Below are 20,394 nucleotides of genomic sequence, written 5' to 3' on the forward strand. Positions count from 1 at the left end.
AATGGAACGCAGGCCGCCGTACCGGCCATGATGGATGGAACCGTGCCGCAACAGCAAGACAGAACGGCAGCCCGGCTGCTTGTGCCCGACGGTGCGCGCACGCGCGGGCGCTGGGCGCGCATGGCGGCCGGGTGGGCGGTGCTGCTGGCGGTGCTGGGGCATGGGGTGATCGGCGCATGGCTGCTGCCGGGCGGTGCGAAGGTGCCTGCGTCGCCCAGCGAAAAAAACGCCATCCAGGTCTTTTTTGATCGGCCGGAGGTTGCAACGCCCTCCGAACCGGCTACACCACAGCCACAGCCACAGCCACAGCCACAGCCACAGCCACAGCCACAGCCACAGCCACAGCCACAGCCACAGCCACAGCCACAGCCACAGCCACAGCCACAGGCCATGCCCCATGTGGCGGGCAGCCAGGAAACGCCGGTCGTGCGGCATGTCCCCGCCGGCACGCCTGTGTCACCCTTACGGGCACCCGCCCACGCAACGGCCCCGCATGCAGCGCCTGTTCCGCCGCCCGTGGCCCCATCCGGCTCACGGGCCGATACCGCCCATGCCATGGCGGCACCCGGCCATGCGCAACAGGCGGCAGCGGCGGCAATGCCTGCCGCCGCATTGCATTGCACGCCACCCGCATGGCGTTATCCCCCCATGGCCCGGCACATGCATGAAGAAGGTAGCGCGCTGGTGGATCTGGTCATTGGCGGGCAGGGGCAGGTGGTGCAGGCAAGCCTGCGCGCCAGCAGCGGTTATGATGATCTGGACAGCACGGCCGTCGCCGCCGCGCGCAATGTCCACTGCACGTCGGATGGGGGGGCGCTGGAGGGCAGGCATCTCACACTGCCGGTCGTCTTCCACCTGAAGGGGCAGGGAATGCCCTGATTACCGGATGGCGGTGGGATGGCCGGTACCGGCCCGCGAGGCGCCAGCCTGCGTGGCGACCAGTTGTTCCGCCCGTTCCATGACCGCACGGGCCTGCGCCGTTATCGCATTCAGGTTGTAGGAGGACAGGATCTGCCGCCGGGCCGCGGTCCCCATCCGGGCGCATAGCGCGGGATCATCGTACAGCCGCAGCAGCAGGCTGGCCAGGCGTTCCGGCGTCGCGGGGTCAAGGAACAGGCCGCTTTCCCCATCCCTTACCACGTCGGCCATGGCGCCCACGGGCGTGACAATGGATGGCACGCCCGCCTGCATGGCTTCATGCAGGGCGATGCACAGCCCCTCGAACAGCGATGGCTGCACATAGCCATGCAACCCGGCGCAATACGTGAACGGGTCGGCCTGGAAACCTGACAGCGTGACATTGTCCAGCCCGAGCGCCATGATCTGCGTCCGCAACTGCGGGGCGAGGGAGCCTTCGCCACCGATATCCAGATGGATGCGGCACTGCGGCGCATGGTCGCGCAGCCAGGCCATGGCCTGGATCAGCAGCCCGTAATTTTTCTGGGGTTCCAGCCGGCCCAGCGTGCCCAGGCGGAATACGGCGCGCCCGTCATCCGCGCCCGCCCATGGCACGGCCTGGGGCATGCGGGCCTGCGCGGTGAACAGGGGCCATGTAATGACATCGCGCTGCGGCACATTCAGTTGCCGCGCCGTGCATTTGGCCACAAAGGGGGAATCCGCCACCCACAGGTCCGTCAGGCTGTGCGTGGCGTGCAGGAGCCGGCGATTCCACGGGCGCAGGTAGGCATTGTGCTGCCAGCTGACCACCGGCCTGCGCAGCAGCACGCCCGCCATCTGCCCATACAGGGTCGCGCGTGTCAGTGATGTCCAGATCAGGTCGGGCGCATGGCGGCGCACGGCGGCAAGCGTCGTGCGCAAGGACGCGAATTTATCAGGATCGGGGGAAAGGATGTCATAGGCAATTCCCGCCTCTTGCAGCCAGGCGACCGCGTTCCCGGCCTTCCGGGCCAGGGCGAGGACATGGACATCGTGCCCGCATGCACGCATTTGCGCCACGATATCGGGCAGGGGACGTTCAGCGCCCCCGCCGTTCAGGCTGTTGATGATGTAGACGATACGCATGCAAACGATTTTGACACGTAAAAATAGAAAATTAATACAGTTTATAATCGTTGACACATTTTATGTCTTATTTGAAACAAAACACACATATCTGTTACAAATTGATACTTAAGCGCTTATGGCATATATTATGGTTTTTTATGGCGTGGATGCGGGCTTCTGTTCCCTGTACCTGCATTCATGGCATAATGGTTCCGGTTTCGCAATAATGGGCCGGGATACCGGTGGCAGCCGGCGCGTATGCGCCATCGTGATGTGCCCCCTATGGCCCGCCTATGAAAAAAAACGCCCCCCGTCCTGTAACGGGGAGCGCCATCCGGCGGGGCCGGATCAGGGGGTATGGACCAGTTTGCGGTTCAGGAATTCCTCAATGCCGAATTCCGAAAGCTCACGGCCATAACCGGAGTTCTTGATCCCGCCAAAGGGCAGGTCGGGGGCCGTGCCGGTAATGTTGTTGATGAACACCATGCCGGTGTCGATCCGGGCTGCGACGCGGCGGCCACGTTCCACATCGGTGGTCTGGATGGACCCACCCAGCCCGTATGGCGAATCATTGGCCATGGCGATGGCTTCATCATCGCTTCCGACAGGATAGATGATGGCGACGGGGCCGAAGATTTCCTCATGGAAAATGGGGTTGTCCCTGGTGATGTTGGTCAGGATCGCGGCCTTCATGAAAAAGCCTTCGCGGTCGATCTTCCTGCCGCCCACGACCAGTTCCGCCCCGTGGGATACGGCCTTTTCCACCTGCGACACGGCGCGTTCCATGGCGGCCTGGCTGCTCATCGGGCCATGGGTGACGCCCTGTTCCAGCGGGTCGCCGTACTGGAATTCGCTGACCGCCGCCTTCAGGCGCGACGTGAAATCGGCAACCAGCGACTTGTGCACGATCATCCGCTTGGCGGCGGTGCAGACCTGGCCGTTATTGGACATGCGCCCCCGGATCGCCATGGGCACGGTCTTGTCCAGGTCGGCGTCATCCAGCACGATGAAGGCGTCGGACCCGCCCAGTTCCATCGTGCTCTTCTTCAGCGCGCGCCCGGCCTGCGACGCCACGGCGCTGCCCGCGCGCTCGCTGCCGGTCAGGGCGACGCCGCGCACTTCGGGGCGTTCGATCAGCTTTTCCGACTGGTCATTGGTAATGAACAGGTTGGTATAGGCCCCTTCGGGCGCGCCCGCTTCACGGAACAGGTCTTCAAACGCGACGGCGCATTGCGGCACGCTTGGCGCGTGCTTGACCATGACGACGTTGCCCGCCATCAGGTTGGGGGCCGCGACGCGGGCCAGCTGGTAGTAAGGGAAGTTCCACGGTTCCACGCAATAGATGATGCCCAGCGGTTCGCTGGTGACGGTTGCATGGCCCTGCGATACCGGCAGTTCGCGCGGCGCGAGGAAGGTTTCGGCCTTTTGTGCGTAATAGGCCAGGATGTCAGCCGAAAGTTCGATTTCCCCAATGGCTTCGGGCAGGATCTTGCCCATTTCGATGGAAATCAGGCGGGCATGCTTTTCCTTGTCCCGGCGCAGGATTTCCGCGGCCTTGAGCATGATCGCCTTGCGCTGTGCGATGGAACGGTGCCGCCAGTCGCTTTCCCATAACTGGTGGGCGGTGGACAGCTTCGCCAGCATTGCCTTGTCGTCATGCAGGTCAAAGACCTTTTCCGTCTTTCCGGTGGCCGGATTGATGGTGCGGTAGGGACTGGTCATGTCGTCAATGTCCTTTGTGGCTGCTTCGTAGGTCATTTTTCATAACCGGCGAAGGTTTGCGTTGTCTGAACGCACAAACGGGTTGCTACGCTATGGGATGATCCCGGCTGGCGCGACCCGTTGCGGGAACGCTCTCCCTATCGTGACTATATCCACACGTATATTGTCAATGCATGCCGGGAACAGGGCAGGGGCACATCCGGGACGTGGTTCCCGGCCACGGCCACGACCGGGGCGGGGGAAGCCGTATGACGGGCGTGCCGCCCCGCGTCATCATCACGCGGGTTTGAACAATACGTTGCCATGGGCTGCGGCACGGGACGGGCGGCCGGCCCGTTCATGTCCCGTCATGGCCGCCGGGCCGGTTGTGTGGGGCAACGACTGGTGTACGATGCGGCCCGTTTTCAGATATTGCAGGAGGTAGGGACCATGCGCATTGACCTGACGGGCCGCACGGCCATTGTAACGGGATCGACCGGCGGCATCGGGATGGCCATTGCAAGGGGGCTGGTCACCAGCGGGGCGCGGGTGGTGGTGAACGGGCGGAAAGCCCCTGCGGTGGACAGGGCGGTGCGCGACCTGTCCGCCCTGGGCGTGGGAAAGGCCGAAGGGTTCACGGGCGACCTGGGTACGGCGGTGGGGTGCGCCGCGCTGGTGGCGGCCCATCCGACCTGCGATATCCTGATCAACAATCTGGGGATTTTTGAACCGAAGGATTTTTTCGAGACGCCGGATGCGGACTGGAGCCGGTTTTTCGAAGTCAACGTCATGTCCGGCGTGCGCCTGTCGCGGGCCTACCTGCTGGGCATGAAGGCAAGGAACTGGGGGCGGGTCGTTTTCATTTCCTCGGAATCCGCGCTGAACATCCCGGTTGAGATGATCCATTACGGCTTCAGCAAGACAGCGCAGCTTTCGGTGGCGCGCGGCCTGGCGGAACGGATGGCGGGAACGGGGGTTACGGTGAATTCCGTGCTGCCGGGGCCTACGCTGTCCGAAGGGCTGGCGGACATGCTGAAACCCGAACAGGAAAGGACCGGCAGGCCACTGGAGGAAGTGGCCGCGGAATTCGTCATGACGCACCGCCCCTCATCCATCATCCGCCGCGCGGCGACGGTGGAGGAAGTGGCGAACATGGTAGTCTACCTGTCGTCCCCGCAGGCATCCGCCACCACCGGAGCGTCCGTGCGTGTCGATGGCGGGGTGCTCAGCACGATCTGAGGGGACAGCCCCCGGAAACATGTATTTCTTAGAGACTGTTTGAAACGTCAGATCATGATAGCGCTTTAAAATTAAAGGAAGTTTTTGGTGAAGCTTTTTGCAGAAGCTTCGAAAGAACGCTGCCTTTTTGAGAAAAAGGCGGCACCCAAAAACTTTTATTGTTTTTTATCAATGAGTTGTTTTCAAGTAGTCTCTTGCCGATTGCCCGGCCTCCCGCAGCCAGGCAATGGGGCTGGTTACTGGAACGGGCTGGCGGAATAGGATGGGGCGGTCGTGTAGCCCGCCGCCGGTACCGGCATGCTGGGTGCGGGATAGCCGGAGGGGCGGGTGGTCGGTGCGACATAGCTCGGGCTGGACAGTTTCTGTTCGGCGACAGAGGAATGCGCCGTAATGTTGCCCGTTCCCGTTCCCGTTCCCGTTCCCGTTCCCGTGTATGGACTGATGCCGCTGTGGATATTGCCGCGGGCGGGCATGGTCGTGACTGCCGGGGCCGGGCGGTCGGGCAGTATCCTGTCAGGATAGACGGCGCCGGTGCTGTCATAATCCGTTGCGTTATAGCGCCCCACGCAGTTCTTGCCGCGTTCGGCGGTATGGACAGCGTCCAGTTCGCCTTTCAACTGGCCGGGCTGGATATATCGGGCGCGGGCCATCCGCCCTGCATCGGCTGAGGCAAGGGCCTGCGTGTCCGTTTCATCCAGCTGGGCGAGCTGCGCGCAGTTCTGCCGCATGTATGGTTCGGGGTTCACATATTGCGCATTGATTTCGGCAGGTCTGGCGGCACACCCCGCAACAGCCAGCACGCCCAGGCACAGGATCGTTTTTTTCATGGTCTTCCCGTCATGTGATCAATGTCGTTTCACTGTCTTGAATAAAGATGTGAATTCATGGGCACGGTTTTACGTCTGGATTGTTTGTGCATTCATTAATGGAACGAGTAATCACGCCATGATTTTGGCCTGATGAAAAATAAATGGGCATGCGAACGATCGGTCATGGCCATTATTGATGGAAAATTCCCATCTCCCGGTGGCGTCGCGCCCATGGGCATGGACAGGCAACGCATGCTGGCCTGACGGGTTGCGGGCTGGACGCGCCGCACGCCCGCGTCACACCGGTCACGCCCACCATCTGCAAGTCGGACGGAAATCGCTATTGATGTGGAAGCCGCATCAGCAGCGAGAGACCAGCAAGGTGGTCTCGATCGCTGCGACATGATGCCGTCTGGGGTAGGCTGATACCGCAATGAACCATGGCGCACTGCAAGACATCTGTAAAAGATGCAAAAATTCTAGCCGCCAAGTCATTGAAAAATGGCGCGCCCTGCTGGATTCGAACCAGCGACCCACAGCTTAGAAGGCTGTTGCTCTATCCAACTGAGCTAAGGGCGCGTGGCCTGAACTTGTGCCAGATCGGGCCTAATGCGTCCAGTTCTGGATCCGGTCATAGCGGAAATTATCCGCATAGGCCTTGGGGCGACGGATGCGCGGGGCGGGGATTTCGATATCGAAGGCGATCCCTTCGCGCGTGGCGTAGGCGACGGCGCTGTCCTGATCGGGAAACTGCAGGCGCAGTTGCGACGGGGTGTCGGTGCTGCCGGTCCAGCCCATCAGGGTATCGATATGGCGGGGGCGGTTCTGCCCGTAATCCAGCACCCATGTATGGGTTCCGGCCTGTCCGGACTGGGTGGAGGGTTTTGACTGCCTGTAAATCCGGGCTCGCATTACTATCCGTACTCCCTGGATATGGTCGGGGCGCCCGGACTCGAACCGGGGGCCTCGTGTACCCAAAACACGCGCGCTACCAGGCTGCGCCACGCCCCGCGACCACGAGCGGGAACCTATGTGGCAACTGCTGATCTGGCAAGCACATTCTTGCAAAAAAAATACCGCGCCCGTCGTCCCCGCGACAAGCGGCGTGAACGGGCGCGGCGAACAACAAGGCGTGTGCCGGGGCGGCCGGGCGGCCCGGTCAGGCCTTTTCGACCGGCTTGCTGGCCAGCGGCGGGATGAACAGCGGCGCGGTATCCCACGGGAACAGCACCCAGGTATCCTGCGGGACCTCGACTACGAAAATATCCGTGATCGGACGGCCCGCGGGCTTGGCGTACAGGCAGGCGAACACCGCCTTGGGCAGCATCTTGCGCACAAGCTGCGCCGTGACGCCGGAATCCACCAGGTCGTCAATGATCAGGAAGCCCTCGCCATCGCCCGCGGCATCGGCATTCTTGACGACGGAAGGTTCGCCCATCCTTTCCTCGTCATAGGTCACGACGGAAATGGTGTCGATCAGGCGGCAGTCCAGTTCACGGGCGATGATCGCGGCGGGGATCATGCCGCCACGCGTGATGGCCACGATTCCCCTGAAGGGGCCACGGGTCATCAGCGTGCTGGCCAGTTGGCGGGCATCGCGGTGCAGCTGGTCCCATGTTACGGTTGCGTAGTTTGTGGCCATCAGAAAAGTTTTCCTCCATCGGGAACGCGGCCGTCGGGTCGGATCAGGACGGCCTCTCCATTACTGTCGGGCATGCCCAGCGTCAGTACTTCACTGCGCAGCGAACCGACCTGCCGGGGCGGTACATTGATGACCGCGCAGATCTGGCGGCCAACCAGCCGGGCAGGGACATAACGGTGGTTGACCTGCACCACCGACGACCGGATCCCGATATGGGGGCCGAAATCGATGGTCAGCCGGAAGGTGTGCCGTGGCGTTTCACGCACGGGGTGCGCCGCCACGACGGTGCCGGCCCGGATATCAAGCCAGTCGCGGGTCGCCATGTCCCCTTCCGTGCCGGGCACGGCTGCATGCTCTACAGGGTCTGTCATGGAACAGCTTTTGCCTGTGTTGGGGGCGATTTGCAAACACGGGAACATACTTTTTAGGCGCGAAGGCGTAGGATATTGCGCATCAGTGCTGTTAGGGTGACGCCATCATGCCACCCACCCCAGTTCAACCGGCCCCGCCAGGGGGCGCGCCGCCCCCGGCCGCCGTGCCCCTGCACCACCACCCGGGGCTGCCCGCCTTCCTTGTCGCCCGTACGGCTTCGTCCTTTTCCGGTTGCGTGCAGGCCGTCGCGGTGGGATGGCAGAGCTATGCCCTGACCCACAGCACGACGGCGCTCGCACTGGTGGGACTGGCGCAGTTCCTGCCCATGGCGGGGCTTTTGCTGCCGGCGGGGCATGCGGCGGACCACCTCAACCGCCGCATGATCGTGGTGACATGCCAGTGTATCGAGGCGCTGTCCGCCCTGCTCATGGCCATCGGCGCGCTGGGCGGGTGGACCACGCCGTGGATGATCTACGCCATGGTCATGGTGTTTGGCGCCGCCCGCGCGTTCGAGATGCCATGCCAGCAGACCTTCCTGCCATCGCTCGTGCCCGTGCATGTGTTTCCACGTGCCGCGGCCGTTTCGTCCTCGCTGTTCCAGGCGGCGGCGGTGACGGGGCCATCGGTGGGCGGGTTGCTGTACGGCGCGGGGGCGGGGGTGTGCTACCTTGCCTGCGCCATCGGCTTCGCCTGCGCGTGCGTTGGCACATTATGTATCCGGCTGGTCTACACGCCCCGGCCACGGGTGCCGCTTTCGCTGGCCACGTTTGTGGAGGTCGCGCATTTCATGCGCGCCCGGCCCGACATGCTGGGGGCGATCTCGCTGGACCTGTTCGCCGTGCTGCTGGGTGGGGCGACCGCCATGCTGCCGGTCTTCGCTAGCGACATCCTGCATGCCGGGCCGCTGGGGCTGCTGCGGGCCGCGCCCGCCATGGGGGCGGTGGTGTGTTCCGTCCTGCTGGTGTGGCGGCCGCTCAACCGCCGGGCGGGCGCGCGCATGTTCATGGCCGTGGCGATCTTTGGCGTGGCAACGGTGGTGTTCGCCCTGTCGCGTTCCATGGCGGTGTCCATCATCGCGCTGGCCGTGCTGGGGGCGGCGGACGTGGTCAGCGTGGTGGTGCGCGGCGCGCTGGTGCAACTGCGCACGCCCGACAGCATGCGCGGGCGGGTTTCGGCGGTGAACATGCTGTTCATCGGGTCATCCAACCAACTGGGCGAATTCGAAAGCGGGATGGTGGCCAGCCTGATCGGGCCGGTCGGTTCGGTCGCGCTGGGCGGGATCGGCACGCTGGCCATTACGATCGCGTGGATACGGATGTTCCCCGGCCTGTGGCGGCTGGACCGGCTGGATGACATCGCCCCGGAATAGGGACGCCGCTATGCCCCCGTGCGCGGGGCGAACAGCCGGAACAGCGGGCCGGTCAGCGCGGTTGAGATCACCGCCAGCACCATGAGGGAGGCAAAGGCGAAATCCGACAGCATGCCCTGTGCGTGCAGGATGGTGGCGGCCACGATTTCCATAAGCCCCTTGCATTGCAGCAGAGCACCCACCCCCAGCGCCTGCCGCCGCGACAGCCCTGGCGCGGGCGGGAAGACATAGACCGCCCCCATCTTGGCCAGTACGGAAATCACCACCAGCATCAGCGACGCGGTGACCGAAGGCCATGTCAGCGCATCGCCATTGATGTGCAGCCCGCTATGGCCAAAGAACATCGGCGCCAGCCAGATCAGGGAAAACCGCCCGACATCTTCCACCGGCAGGCGCGCGACCCAGCGCGGCGGCATGAGCGCGCCGGCGAAATACGCCCCGATCAGTTCATGCAGGCCCAGTTGCATGCTGGCCCATGACCCCGCCGCCAGGTAGACCGGCACCGCCGCCCAGATGACGGCTTGTGGCGGGTTGGGCATGTTGCGGGTCGCCCAGTTGCTGGCGATGGCCAGCGCCACGAGCAGGATAACCGCCACCCCCTCCAGCCCCGTCCAGCCATGCAGCGCGGCAGGCCCGCGGGCCGCGAATTGCAGGATGACCAGCCCGATCCACAGCGCCGCGTCATCCACCACCGCCAGCTTGAGCGCAAGCTGCCCGATCGAACGCTGCGGCGCGGGCAGTTCCCGCACGATGCCAATCAGCACCGGCAGGGCGCTGACCGCGATGCACAGCCCGATGGCCAGCGACCCGACCAGCCGGCCCACATGCGGCTGATGCCATCCATGCAGGGGCAGGAAAAAATAATAGACCAGAAAGGAGCCGATGATGAACGGCCCGCCCAGCGCCACCAGCGCGCCGCCCAGCAGGCGACCCAGCGGGGGCGGGGGAATGGTGTGGGCGGCTGCATTGGCGTCGGGTGGCTGCCACATTTCCAGCCCGGCGGTAAAGGCCAGCACCAGCACGGCCAGCCAGCCGATATTGTTGCCGTAAACCGATGGGATGCCGATATCCTGCACCGGCACGTGCATGACCGCCAGCACGATCCCGAGCAGGATCGGCAGGACAACAATGGGAATTGCCCTGTGTGCCAGTCGCCATACCGCCCATGGAAAAATAACAAACAGGGCGGCATCAAGAACAAGTGCCGTAATGTCCGACAATCCCAAACCTTTCTTGCCAATAACGGGAATAGGTTATATACAAAAATTATGAATGGAAACTTTTATTTTTGGTAAGGTTCGGGAATATATGCCACGCTGGTCCGGATGGTCCCTTTTTGTGTGGCCGCGCCCAACTATGCCTATAAAAAAGGCAACAGTTCTTGTCGGGCGGCCAGATGTCCACCGCAAGGCGGCGCAAACACATGGAAACGCCGGTAAGGTCCGGGGGTTTGTCAGGGCGGCGGGGTGACGACATCACCTTGTTGGCATCATGCGGCGGGTTGCGATGATGGCATTGCGCCGTAGGGAATATATTTTATATGCGCATGGCATATACAATATATAAACCAATAAAATGAATTGGTTTTCAGATATAATAGATAAGAAAATCCCATAATTTTATATTTTATATACATATATGGAGAAAATTATTTGATGTCGGTCATGGCTGGTCATGTCTGCGTGCGTGACGGTTGCAGGGAATGAAGGCGTCCCTACGGGCGGCTTCTGATTGAAGAGGATCTGCTTCACCATGCCCAAAAATGTCGTAAATCCCGAGTTCCTGTCGATTCTGGAAAAAATGCCGTCATTTGATGGCCTGTCCGGGCGCTCGCTGCCGGAAGTGCGTGAAATCTTCATGACGTCGGTGCGACTGATCGAAGGGCGCCCCCTGCCGGATGTCGAAACGCAGGAGGAATACGTGCCCGGCCCCGCTGGCGCGCCGGATGTGCGGGTGCTGATCTATCGCCCCCGCGTGCGGCGGCCCAATGCCCCGGCCATCGTCTATATCCACGGCGGCGGCCTGGTTTCGGGACATCCGGAAGTCGATGACCCGAAATGCCAGGTACTGGCCAGCAAGATGGGGTTTGTCATTGTCTCGGTCGATTACCGGCTGGCGCCGGAGGTCAAATATCCCGGCGCGATCGAGGACTGTTACGCCGTCCTGAAATGGGTGCATGACAGCGCGGCCGGACTGGGCATCAACCGTGACAAGGTTGCCGTGGCTGGCGAAAGTGCTGGTGGCGGGCTGAGCGCGGCACTTGCGCTGATGGCGCGCGACCGCAAGGAATACAAGCTGGCCTATCAGTTGCTGATCTATCCCATGCTGGATGACCGGACGGCGACCAAGGTCGATCCCGCGCCCGATTTTGGTGAATATGTCTGGACCCGTTCGGCCAACAAATACGCATGGGAAGCCTATTTGGGGGTTACGGCAGGCGGGGATGACACGCCTGCCTATGCCGCCGCCGCGCGGGCAAGGGACCTGTCCGGCCTGCCGCCCGCCTTCATCGGGGTGGGGTCGATGGACCTGTTCCTGTGCGAGGATCTGGACTACAGCCGCCGCCTGATGGCGGCAGGGGTGCCGACCGAGGTCATGGTCGTGCCGGGGGCGTACCACGTCTTTGACATGTTCGTGCCCAACGCGGAACTGTCCCGCCGGTTCATGGATGCGTATTGCGCGGGACTGAAGCGCACGCTTGGCCTGTAAATCCTGACCTGACCTGACCTGACCTGACCTGACCTGACCTGGCCCGGCCATGGCATTACGCCAAGGCCGGGTTTTTTAAATTCTGGCCGGACCCGTGGCGTGGTGGATTTCCGGGAACCGGAACGCAAAACCGGCCATCCCGGCGCTGGTGGTAAATATTTTGAAATAATTCAAAATGTAAAATCATCCTGCTGCATGATGGGTGATTCTAGGAATTCCCGTTTGGAATGATATAACGGTGCAGCTACGGCTATGCTGGCCGGTAGGCAGCGTATCTTATGGGACCAGGGGAATTCGGGATAACTTCCGCAAAGGGGTATTTCGATACGGGATGTAGGGAAAAATATTAAAAAAAATGTTCAGGAATGCATGGTCTGATATTTTAAAGAAAAAAAATCTGTCCATAATCTGTGTTTCGCTTTTTTTTGGATTTATTAATTTCTATGTTGCGCAACATGATGCGGATGTCGCGACCTCTATTTCAAAGGAATTTCTGTTGTCCCTGCTGATGCCGTTCCTGGCGTCACTTGGATGTTTTCTTTCCCCCATATTTGTCCCGTTTTTCCTGTTGTTCGCGCTGTTTGATTTCTACCTTGCCTACAAATATGGCCTTGTCACCCGCTCCATGCTGCAGGCGATCATGGGGACCAATACTCATCAGGCCATTTCCATGGTCAGTTCCGTCAGCGTTCTGCTGCCGGTTGCCATACTGCTTGTCATTGTCGGTATGGTGGTGCTGACATGGAAATGCGTACGCTTTCGTCCCGTCGTGCTGTTGGTTACCGGGGTGGGGATTGCCGTGGCGCTGCATGCGGGGTGGAAACACAGTCATGGCAGTAATGTGGAACGTCAGAATAGCAATATTGCGGAAATGGCGGCTAACCTGCGTTTTTTCCTGCCCGGCGTCGTTGGAGATTTCGTGTACATGACCGGGCTGGGGTTGAGCGATGACAACAGGCCCGCAATCCCGCATACTAGGATCGATCCCGCCATTACGGGCAAAGCGGAGGGTAAGCGTAAAAATATCATTCTGGTCATAGGGGAAGCTGCTTTTGCTGACCGGCACACCACCTATGGATATACCGCCCAGAACACGACCCCAAACATGAAGGCCATGGCAGATGAAGAGCGTATCTGCGTCATAAAGCAGGCTCATTCCGCAGCGAACATGACCCGGGCGGCAGTGCCCATGCTGGTTTCGTTTTATGATCCCGATCATCAGGGCGCGTTGTATACGGAAAAAAACCTGCCCGAACTGGCACGGGACAATGGATACAGGACATTCTGGATCGCATCGCAGCCCGGCCGTGGGGAATATTCCCGTACTTTTGGTTATGTGTCCGAATTTAGCGATTATGTGACACGGCAGGATTACAATAATACGACCAATCATGTGACCTGGCGCGATGAGTCGCTGTTGCCAGTCATAAAGGAAAAATTTGCCGATCCTGTTTCAAGGAAGTTTTTTGTCATCCATCTTATGGGTAGTCACGAAAGCTATAGCGACGACCGCACACAAGAAGATATCAGGGCGATTCCCGATGCGGACCCGTATGACCAGAGCCTGCATCGCACTGACCGTATTCTGCAGCAGATCATCACGATGGCGGATAAGGAATTGGGTGACTATACCCTGGTCTATATTTCCGATCATGGGGAAATAGTGGGACAGGGGCACGGGATACAGTACGGTGGTTATGACCAGTACAAAGTGCCGGTATACATATTGGATAAAGACAGGTACTACTGCGATATGGCAGATGGCATGCGCAATAAGGATAAATACTATACGGGATTGATGACAAAATACCTGCTTCTGGATATGCTTGGGTATGATGTTGACCATGATTATATACAGAATATTCAGGATAATGATCGCGTATTGCATTCAGATGGCAAGGTATATGACTATAAATCTATACCCCGTCGATAGTTTTCATCCAGCGATATGATAAGTCTGGCATTGTGAAATATGATACTTGTTCTGGATTCTTGGAAATGTCATAACGCCAATCTTCAACCAAGCTGAATTGTATGGTGGTCTCGACCTGATTAAGGAACGACAGGGATATAAAAAGTGACTGAATGTAAATCATTAATTAAACGATGTTCTATTTTATTAATGTTTGCATTGTCTCTCGTTTATGTCCTGACATTCTTCCTGTCGCCCTTCACTGACTGGGATACAACATTTTATCCATTGATCGGGAAGGGGATATTCCGGTACCATATACTTCCGTACAATTATATATTTGATCACAAGCCATATCTTGTTTACGTTTTTTATTATATATGGACGCAGGTTGAACCCATCCTGAATGGGCGGTTCACCATGCTGGCCATGGTCAGCATGGTTTCGGTGGCGCTCCTGTTCAGTTCCGCATATCGAACGGATAAATGGCAGACATTATTTTATCTGTTTGTCGGGAGTGTTATCGGGGACTACCTGGGGGGCAATACGGAAGTATTGCAGGTTCCCCTGGTGCTTTCGGTTATCCTCATGCTGGCCAGAGGCGTGGAAAGGCATGAAATCAGCCTGTTTGTTCTGGCGGGGATCATATCGGCAATCGCCGTCAACATAAATTATCTGGCGGGCTGTGTCCTGTCGCCCATCATCCTTTACCTGTTTCTGGGCCGGGTCTGCACCGCATTGGAATTCCTGGCCTGTGTCGCAGGTGGGCTGGTCGGGCTGGCAGGTGTTTTCCTGCCTTTCCTGATCGCGGGGCACGGAAAGCTGGCTGCATATTTTGCCATGCAGCATCATTTTCTCCAGCATTATGGGGGTGCCCCGGGCGAGCGGATGGGCACATTCGCGCTGGTTGCGCTGTATATCGTTCCCCTTTGTCCCATGCTTGTCCTGTGGTTTGGAAAACGGGATGTCTGGTGGGGAAACCTGCGCGAACGCCTGCTTTCACTCTGGTTTATATTTTCCGTAGTGGCCGCGATATTGTCAGGCCATGGGTTCTATCATTACTTTTCATTGTTTCTTGTCCCGGGCCTGCTGATATGCCTGCTTCTGCGTCATGAGGGCGGGGGCGCCCTTTCATGGCGCATGATGCCATTATACCTTTATGCCGCGTTTTTGATGGTAAGTGGCATCGTATCCAATATAAACGACATGAAGCGTGCGCATCTGACTGATCCCGCACGGGTTTCCCAGATTGTAGGCAACCAGAAAGTGCTGAATATCAATTCGGATCATTCCCTGTACTACCTGTCTGATCTGGAGACATTTGATCCGATACTTTTCAGCGGGCAGATCGAGATATATTTTGGCCCACAGGCTACCGATCATTATCTGGATGACCTGCAGCAGCGCCCGCCCTTTGTCCTGATGCCTCATGCCGGCTGCGTTAACCATACGGTGGCGCCACCGGTCTGTGCGTGGGTAACGGATCATTATCACCCTGTATATGAGGCGTATAAGAAAAAAGATCCGAACAAGAATAATGCAAGATATTACAACCTGTATAAAATAAACTGATTTGGTATTTTTATGTGAATGTCAGGTTCATGTTGTCATGGCTGGACGGGATATGCCGGACTGCCCGGTTTTTGCGGGGATATGGAAACGAAATAAAAACGGATTACCGCCAATATTCCTTTTTCCGTTCTGAGGGCGGCCTTGTGGCAGGAATGGCTGGAAAACACTGCGCAGGGAAAGCGCCGTGCCTTAAGGTCATGCAGCGGGTTCCATGCTGGACGGCGCCTGCCGTGCGCGGCCAGCGGGACCGGACATCCATTCAATAATGTCGCGCAGGCTGGTCTTTTCCGGCAGTTTCTAACCTGGGGTACAGCCACGGGGGCCACGGCCTATGGGCGGCTCGCGGCAACCCATGGGCCAGATCTGTTTCATTCATGAAGGAGGGGAATTGTGGAAACATGACCAGACCATATCGCAGGCCATGATGCATGGGCGCGTGACCGGGCGGGGCATGCTACCTGTCACGCAGGCAAGCAGGTTGGCAGATCTGTAAAACCCATGCCTGCTGGCCTGATGCTAATTTTTAAGGAAAGGTGGCTCCCGAAGTATGAGCCTAACCTAAGTGTCTGTGGGCGTCTGAAGGCGTCAATAACCTACTGTTTCAAATACATATAATTTACGACCTGTTTCCTGACGTGTCTGAACGTGTCCCACGATGGCCGTTTTTATCATGGGTCTGATCGTGGGTTTGGTATCATGGGTCTACTGATCCGATTCGATTTCTAAACCCCAGACCACAGGTTTCGCCGTGCCCCGTATCAGCCATAACCGCCTGACAGTCCGTGCCGTCTCGTCTCTCAAGGATGGTGTCTTTGCGGACGGAGGGAATCTGTGGCTGACCGTCAAGGGCAACACGCGGGCATGGTCGGTCCGCTACACCAGTCCGGTAACCGGCAAGGCGCGGGAAATGGGGATCGGCTCGACCCGCACGATCAGTCTGGCGGAGGCCCGGGAGCGCGCCGCCGCCGCGCGCAAGCAGGTAGCGGATGGGATTGATCCTCTCGAGGTGCGTCGGCAGGAGCAGGCCGAACGGAAAAAGGAAAGTGGCCTGAAATTCGCCCAGGTAGCGGAGAGGTTCATGGTAGAGAAGGCTCCCAACTGGCGCAGCGTCAGAGCAGCTCCTCTCCGGCAAGGCATACTCCGCATCCACATATGTCCGGTCATTGGCGACAAAGCCGTGAACGAAGTGGAGACGGATGATGTTCTGTCGGTCCTTCGGCCGATCTGGACCACCAAGCCGGAAACCGCCAGTCGGGCCCGATGGCTGATCGAGAACATCCTGAACTATGCAAAAGTGCATGGTTGGCGGGATGGCGCGAACCCGGCTAGCTGGCGCGGCCATCTGGCGAACGTCTTGCCCAAGCCCTCCGCCGTGGCGAAAGTCGAGCATCATGCCGCGATCGATCGGAAGGATATGGCCAGGGTGATGACCAAGCTAGCAGAGTCTCAGGGTATCGCTGCCAAGGCCGTCCGCTTCCTATGCCTGACAGCGGCACGCTCCGGCGAGGTGAGGGGAGCTGTCTGGTCGGAGCTTGATCTGAAAGCCAAGATCTGGACCATTCCGGCCGAACGGATGAAGGCAGGGAAGGAGCATCGCGTGCCCTTGAGCGACGGTGCCATGTCTGTCCTGAAAGCCGTTCTGGTGCTTCGAGATCCTGCGCATGGGGATCTTGTGTTTCCAGGTCAGAAAGCAGGCAAGCCGCTGTCAGACGTGGCGCTGTCCAAGGCTTTGCATCAGGCGGCCGGCACGAAGAATGTGACCGTGCATGGCCTGCGATCGACCTTCCGGGACTGGGCAGCGGAGGAAACCGACTATCCCCGAGATGTGGCCGAAATGGCGCTGGCTCACGCTATTGGGGATAAGGTAGAGGCCGCTTATCGAAGAGGTGATCTGTTCGATAAGCGGCAAGCATTGATGCAGGAGTGGCATCATTTTGTTTTTTAACAAGTATTTTAATAAAAGCAGGCGGTGAACATAATATTCACCGCCTGCTTTTTTACTTACATGGGAACGAGGATCGGCCACGCCTTGAGCCCAAAGGCTCGTGCGTAGAGTACGCGTCCAGACTGCTTGCACTTCCGCCACGGGCGAAAGATGTAGCGATATCCGGGCGGTGCCGGTGGCAAAGATTTTTTCGCCATCTCGGTTCTCCTGGGGGCGATGTTTGCCTTGACAGAGAATCCAACTTCCACCATGTGTGGAGGCGACCAAGCCTATTGAGATTCACTGTGGCTTCCCTACCAGCTAGCCCCCGTGAGCCCAGTAGGGAAATAGGGACCTGAGGACTTTCCTCAGGTCTTTATTCTTATTCGGGTATCTTTCCCTTTTTCCTGAGATAATTCAGTCTGTGGAAAGCGGCTTGATAGCCTACCCCATGTCTCTGCATGACGTCTTCTGCAGTATCATGCAGAGAAAAAAATTTCGCAGGCATTAGAAGTTCGCTAGCAAACTGATTCGCCTGTGGTTCACTAAGCTTATAAGAAGGAACAACTTGACTCGGCTCTAGTCGTGCTAAGCGAAGCCCTGTATGCATCGCCCAGTGCCCAAACTCGTGAGCAGCAGTAAATCTGTCTCGATGTTCCCTGTTCCATGCCTTTCGATACACATCCTCTCGCAGGTAAATATATTTGCCGTCCGGGTCTGTATATCCTTCAGCGTTCCCCATTTCCTTGGTGTCGATTGGAGAGAGCGTAAATAGGCCAAATCTGTTATCCAGAATTTTTTCCAGAACTTCCATGATCGGAAAGTATGGAGTGTCTTGAAGGCTAAGATCTGAACGCCAGCGTGAAGCGATACGCTCTATTTCATTCCAGCTTTTTGGGGGGACAACAAAACTATCACCACTCATCTCGGGATCTACTCTCTCATTTTTCTCAGTATTTCATTTATTTCGTTTAGTTGCTCTTCGGAGAGTTCGTTCATTCTGCGGGCAAGTAAACCGGCCGTATCTCTCCCCAGCATACTGCTAGGCTCTATAGTAAAACTTTTTCGAGCCCGATCGGCAGCTTGATAAAGCTTTGTTACCATGTCGGATGCCAGCTCATATATTTTCGCCACAGCGTCTTCAAAGCCTGGTGGGGGAGACTTTTTTCCAACCTCAATAGCCGACACAAAAGCGGATGATTTTCCTAGTTTGTCAGCCATATCCATCAATCGTTCATCACGATCGATTCGAATTTTCCGAAGTTCCTTTCCTAATTCCGTAACCATTCCGTAGCCCTCCTGATTGGGGTGTGCTGAACATAGCGTACTTGCGCAGCGAATCAACCTAAAAAATCATAAAATCAACCTTTGAGGTTGATATCCTCATCAAAAACAAAAATACGCTGCATCCCGCTATGTGTGGGGACGTTATATTCATAATCAAATTGAACCTGAAACGTAAATGCGTATAGCGGGTACCTTGGTTGCATTTAGGCTCAGTCAGAACATGAGGCGTTAGGATAACTGTCTATGTGCTTCAATTTGCTCTGATCGATCGAAAAACCGGTGTTCCACGTGTTCCATGTGTTCCACCGCGCTGAAACCCTAGAGGAACTGCGGTTTTTCGGAGGTGCCGAGTGGAACACGTTGGAAAATGCGCGGTGTTCCGCGTGTTCCACCTCCGGGCTGGTTAAGCGCGAAGAGTGTTGTTTTCCCGCCATTTTCTACAATCGGGGATGAAGGAGCTACCCTGGAACACCTTCGTATGCCTGCAGGAAGCTCTCAATGTTATCGCTCATCAGCAGCGGCATTCGGGCCCGTATGACCTCCTCCGGCCAGTCCCACCATGCCAGTGCCAGCAGCCGCTCGATGGTTCTCTCGGGGAAGCGGTATTTGATGATCCGGGCCGGGTTGCCGCCCACGATGGCATAAGGAGCTACGTCTTTCGTCACCACGGCCGCCGTGGCGATGATCGCGCCTGATCCTATGGTGACGCCCGACATGATGTTGGCCCGCGCACCGATCCAGACGTCATTGCCGATGACGATATCCCCCTTGGTGGAATGGTCATCGGATGCGTCAGCTGCTTCTGGCCAGAAATTGCACTGGTTCTTGAACGGGTAGGTAGTGATCGTGTCCGTGCGGTGGTTGCCCAGGATCATCAGCACCTCACGGGCGATCGAGCAGTATTTCCCGATCTTCAGGCCGGCATATTCGGCCTCTATGATGATGGGAGAACCCTTGGCGCCATACGTATGGTCCCCGATCTCCCAACCCCATTCCTCGATCTCGTGGGCCAGTGTGTAGCGTAGGAGTAGCGAAAAGGCGTTCTTGCCGTAATACATGGGGGCAGCGTTCTCCCATCATGGTTGAGTGTGCGAGGCTGTCGATATGCGATTTTGCACACCGATCATAGGAAACAACAGCCTTGCTACGAGAGATTGCCGTTCGGGAAAGGGGAAGAAAAGTGTGCCGTATCAGGCAGCGTTGTGATCGTCGTCCAGTAAGGTCGGGAAGGGCCGGATCCGTGGAATGGCAGGCAAGGGGGATAGGGCAGCGATCCTCCGCAACTGGGTAAGGCTGATGGATCTCTGGCGCCCATGATCGGCCTTATGGTGGATCTGATCCCATACCGGTGCCCCGGCGCCGTTATAGACCTCCGAGAAGCCCTTATATCGATCGAGGTGCAGGACAAGCAGATGCCCGTCAGGCGTGAATTTCCGGCCTGGCACGATCTGCTCAAGCCGATCCACGATCTGATAGAGCTGGGCTATGAGGACGGGGATCTCAGCTATGGCGGTCAGAAGGCTTCCTTCTGCATTGTGCGGATCTCTTTGGTAGCGTTCATTTGCGAAGCCGCACTCTCGCCACCACCACTATTCTCAGCAGGGTATTAATGAAATGCTCCAAGCAGCACTGCCACAATAAACCCGATGGTTACCCACCCCAGAAGGCCATTCCACAGTTTGTTTTTCCGGTAATAGGCGCGGTTGTAGGCGGCTTTCCTTGGATTGGTCAGCCACCCCCAGCCGCGCGGGGCCTTAGAGCATTCTGTGATTAGGTTGATGCATATCCTGAGTTTTTGAGGTAGTTGGCACATTCCTGTGGTGAGAAGCCTTTGATGAGTGAGCCGATGCGTTT

At 58.2% G+C, this 20,394-nt stretch carries 20 protein-coding genes and 2 tRNA genes; 8 read left to right on the forward strand and 14 right to left on the reverse strand.

Translation table 11 applies throughout. The annotated features are described in order from the left end of the window. The first annotated feature begins 30 nt into the window (after positions 1–30). Positions 31–879 carry an energy transducer TonB gene (locus tag CFR76_RS01720; protein ID WP_110555559.1) on the forward strand — a complete coding sequence of 283 codons (849 nt, stop codon included), beginning with the start codon at positions 31–33 and terminating at the stop codon, positions 877–879. On the opposite strand, the gene CFR76_RS01725 is transcribed toward CFR76_RS01720, so the two are convergent. Next, positions 880–2,022 carry a glycosyltransferase family 4 protein gene (locus CFR76_RS01725; protein ID WP_110555513.1) on the reverse strand — a complete coding sequence of 381 codons (1,143 nt, stop codon included), beginning with the start codon at positions 2,020–2,022 and terminating at the stop codon, positions 880–882. A gap of 330 nt (positions 2,023–2,352) precedes the next feature. Then, complete coding sequence (locus tag CFR76_RS01730) at positions 2,353–3,762, reverse strand: NAD-dependent succinate-semialdehyde dehydrogenase (RefSeq protein ID WP_110555514.1); 1,410 nt, start codon at positions 3,760–3,762, stop codon at positions 2,353–2,355. A gap of 393 nt (positions 3,763–4,155) precedes the next feature. Between CFR76_RS01730 and CFR76_RS01735 the strand changes: the two genes are divergently transcribed. Then, positions 4,156–4,944 (forward strand): SDR family NAD(P)-dependent oxidoreductase, encoded by a 789-nt coding sequence (locus tag CFR76_RS01735; RefSeq protein ID WP_110555560.1) that lies wholly within the window; start codon positions 4,156–4,158, stop codon positions 4,942–4,944. 236 nt (positions 4,945–5,180) lie between these two features. Here the strand turns inward: CFR76_RS01735 and CFR76_RS01740 are convergent, their stop codons facing one another. From CFR76_RS01740 to CFR76_RS01765, 6 genes are all read right to left on the reverse strand, one after another. Continuing rightward, positions 5,181–5,771 (reverse strand): hypothetical protein, encoded by a 591-nt coding sequence (locus CFR76_RS01740; RefSeq protein ID WP_110555515.1) that lies wholly within the window; start codon positions 5,769–5,771, stop codon positions 5,181–5,183. Between the two features lie 484 nt (positions 5,772–6,255). Beyond that, positions 6,256–6,332, reverse strand: a tRNA-Arg gene (locus CFR76_RS01745). 27 nt (positions 6,333–6,359) lie between these two features. Continuing rightward, on the reverse strand, positions 6,360–6,665 hold the full coding sequence (locus CFR76_RS01750; RefSeq protein ID WP_025438882.1) for an ETC complex I subunit: 306 nt from the start codon (positions 6,663–6,665) through the stop codon (positions 6,360–6,362). 22 nt (positions 6,666–6,687) lie between these two features. Further along, positions 6,688–6,764, reverse strand: a tRNA-Pro gene (locus CFR76_RS01755). 148 nt (positions 6,765–6,912) lie between these two features. After that, positions 6,913–7,395, reverse strand: coding sequence for a xanthine phosphoribosyltransferase (gene gpt, locus CFR76_RS01760; protein WP_025438881.1), 483 nt, complete (start codon positions 7,393–7,395; stop codon positions 6,913–6,915). Continuing rightward, entirely contained in the window at positions 7,395–7,766 is a 372-nt protein-coding gene (locus CFR76_RS01765; protein WP_025438880.1) for a tRNA-binding protein, read from the reverse strand. The genes gpt and CFR76_RS01765 overlap by 1 nt, the downstream gene beginning before the upstream one ends. 107 nt (positions 7,767–7,873) lie before the next feature. Here CFR76_RS01765 and CFR76_RS01770 point away from each other — a divergent pair, with 107 nt between their 5' ends. Then, a complete protein-coding gene (locus tag CFR76_RS01770; RefSeq protein ID WP_110555516.1) occupies positions 7,874–9,136 on the forward strand; it encodes an MFS transporter in 1,263 nt (420 codons plus the stop codon). 8 nt (positions 9,137–9,144) lie between these two features. On the opposite strand, the gene CFR76_RS01775 is transcribed toward CFR76_RS01770, so the two are convergent. After that, positions 9,145–10,356, reverse strand: a complete 1,212-nt coding sequence (locus CFR76_RS01775) for a cation:proton antiporter (RefSeq protein WP_110555517.1) — start codon at positions 10,354–10,356, stop codon at positions 9,145–9,147. Between the two features lie 532 nt (positions 10,357–10,888). On the opposite strand from CFR76_RS01775, the gene CFR76_RS01780 reads away from it, so the two are divergent. The 4 genes from CFR76_RS01780 to CFR76_RS01795 all read left to right on the forward strand — a co-directional run bounded on the left by CFR76_RS01780 (position 10,889) and on the right by CFR76_RS01795 (position 17,274). After that, the gene (locus CFR76_RS01780) at positions 10,889–11,845 is read left to right on the forward strand and encodes an alpha/beta hydrolase (protein WP_110555518.1); all 957 of its coding nucleotides are present in this window, start codon (positions 10,889–10,891) and stop codon (positions 11,843–11,845) included. Positions 11,846–12,200: 355 nt separating this feature from the next. Then, entirely contained in the window at positions 12,201–13,778 is a 1,578-nt protein-coding gene (locus CFR76_RS01785; protein WP_110555519.1) for a phosphoethanolamine transferase, read from the forward strand. A 144-nt stretch (positions 13,779–13,922) separates the two neighbouring features. Next, positions 13,923–15,329: an ArnT family glycosyltransferase gene (locus tag CFR76_RS01790; RefSeq protein WP_146222621.1), complete on the forward strand. Its 1,407-nt coding sequence runs from the start codon at positions 13,923–13,925 to the stop codon at positions 15,327–15,329. A gap of 748 nt (positions 15,330–16,077) precedes the next feature. Next, a complete protein-coding gene (locus CFR76_RS01795) occupies positions 16,078–17,274 on the forward strand; it encodes a tyrosine-type recombinase/integrase (RefSeq protein WP_110555521.1) in 1,197 nt (398 codons plus the stop codon). Positions 17,275–17,635: 361 nt separating this feature from the next. Here the strand turns inward: CFR76_RS01795 and CFR76_RS01800 are convergent, their stop codons facing one another. From CFR76_RS01800 to CFR76_RS18785, 4 genes are all read right to left on the reverse strand, one after another. Then, positions 17,636–18,178, reverse strand: a complete 543-nt coding sequence (locus tag CFR76_RS01800) for an ImmA/IrrE family metallo-endopeptidase (protein ID WP_110555522.1) — start codon at positions 18,176–18,178, stop codon at positions 17,636–17,638. A gap of 8 nt (positions 18,179–18,186) precedes the next feature. After that, positions 18,187–18,540: a helix-turn-helix domain-containing protein gene (locus tag CFR76_RS01805; RefSeq protein ID WP_110555523.1), complete on the reverse strand. Its 354-nt coding sequence runs from the start codon at positions 18,538–18,540 to the stop codon at positions 18,187–18,189. Positions 18,541–18,998: 458 nt separating this feature from the next. Next, positions 18,999–19,598 (reverse strand): CatB-related O-acetyltransferase, encoded by a 600-nt coding sequence (locus CFR76_RS01810; RefSeq protein ID WP_110555524.1) that lies wholly within the window; start codon positions 19,596–19,598, stop codon positions 18,999–19,001. Positions 19,599–19,730: 132 nt separating this feature from the next. Next, on the reverse strand, positions 19,731–19,952 hold the full coding sequence (locus CFR76_RS18785) for a DUF6998 domain-containing protein (protein ID WP_408884345.1): 222 nt from the start codon (positions 19,950–19,952) through the stop codon (positions 19,731–19,733). Here CFR76_RS18785 and CFR76_RS17905 point away from each other — a divergent pair. Then, positions 19,854–20,150 carry a hypothetical protein gene (locus CFR76_RS17905; protein WP_167402025.1) on the forward strand — a complete coding sequence of 99 codons (297 nt, stop codon included), beginning with the start codon at positions 19,854–19,856 and terminating at the stop codon, positions 20,148–20,150. The two genes, CFR76_RS18785 and CFR76_RS17905, sit on opposite strands and share 99 nt — an antisense overlap. Here the strand turns inward: CFR76_RS17905 and CFR76_RS18200 are convergent. Next, positions 20,147–20,394: hypothetical protein (locus tag CFR76_RS18200; protein WP_208623901.1), on the reverse strand; the 248-nt coding region annotated here is incomplete at its 5' end. The two genes, CFR76_RS17905 and CFR76_RS18200, sit on opposite strands and share 4 nt — an antisense overlap.

This window comes from Komagataeibacter swingsii (genome assembly GCF_003207895.1).
Classification (GTDB): domain Bacteria; phylum Pseudomonadota; class Alphaproteobacteria; order Acetobacterales; family Acetobacteraceae; genus Komagataeibacter; species Komagataeibacter swingsii.

Coding starts and splice junctions, on each gene's coding strand:
- CFR76_RS01750 (WP_025438882.1), bottom strand. CDS start 6,665: ATGCGAGCCCGGATTTACAGGCAGTCAAAACCCTCCACCCAGTCCGGA.
- CFR76_RS01780 (WP_110555518.1), top strand. CDS start 10,889: ATGCCCAAAAATGTCGTAAATCCCGAGTTCCTGTCGATTCTGGAAAAA.
- CFR76_RS01805 (WP_110555523.1), bottom strand. CDS start 18,540: ATGGTTACGGAATTAGGAAAGGAACTTCGGAAAATTCGAATCGATCGT.
- CFR76_RS01730 (WP_110555514.1), bottom strand. CDS start 3,762: ATGACCTACGAAGCAGCCACAAAGGACATTGACGACATGACCAGTCCC.
- CFR76_RS01810 (WP_110555524.1), bottom strand. CDS start 19,598: ATGTATTACGGCAAGAACGCCTTTTCGCTACTCCTACGCTACACACTG.
- CFR76_RS01785 (WP_110555519.1), top strand. CDS start 12,201: ATGTTCAGGAATGCATGGTCTGATATTTTAAAGAAAAAAAATCTGTCC.
- CFR76_RS01800 (WP_110555522.1), bottom strand. CDS start 18,178: ATGAGTGGTGATAGTTTTGTTGTCCCCCCAAAAAGCTGGAATGAAATA.
- CFR76_RS01725 (WP_110555513.1), bottom strand. CDS start 2,022: ATGCGTATCGTCTACATCATCAACAGCCTGAACGGCGGGGGCGCTGAA.
- gpt (WP_025438881.1), bottom strand. CDS start 7,395: ATGGCCACAAACTACGCAACCGTAACATGGGACCAGCTGCACCGCGAT.
- CFR76_RS01770 (WP_110555516.1), top strand. CDS start 7,874: ATGCCACCCACCCCAGTTCAACCGGCCCCGCCAGGGGGCGCGCCGCCC.
- CFR76_RS17905 (WP_167402025.1), top strand. CDS start 19,854: ATGATCGGCCTTATGGTGGATCTGATCCCATACCGGTGCCCCGGCGCC.
- CFR76_RS01765 (WP_025438880.1), bottom strand. CDS start 7,766: ATGACAGACCCTGTAGAGCATGCAGCCGTGCCCGGCACGGAAGGGGAC.
- CFR76_RS01735 (WP_110555560.1), top strand. CDS start 4,156: ATGCGCATTGACCTGACGGGCCGCACGGCCATTGTAACGGGATCGACC.
- CFR76_RS01740 (WP_110555515.1), bottom strand. CDS start 5,771: ATGAAAAAAACGATCCTGTGCCTGGGCGTGCTGGCTGTTGCGGGGTGT.
- CFR76_RS01720 (WP_110555559.1), top strand. CDS start 31: ATGGATGGAACCGTGCCGCAACAGCAAGACAGAACGGCAGCCCGGCTG.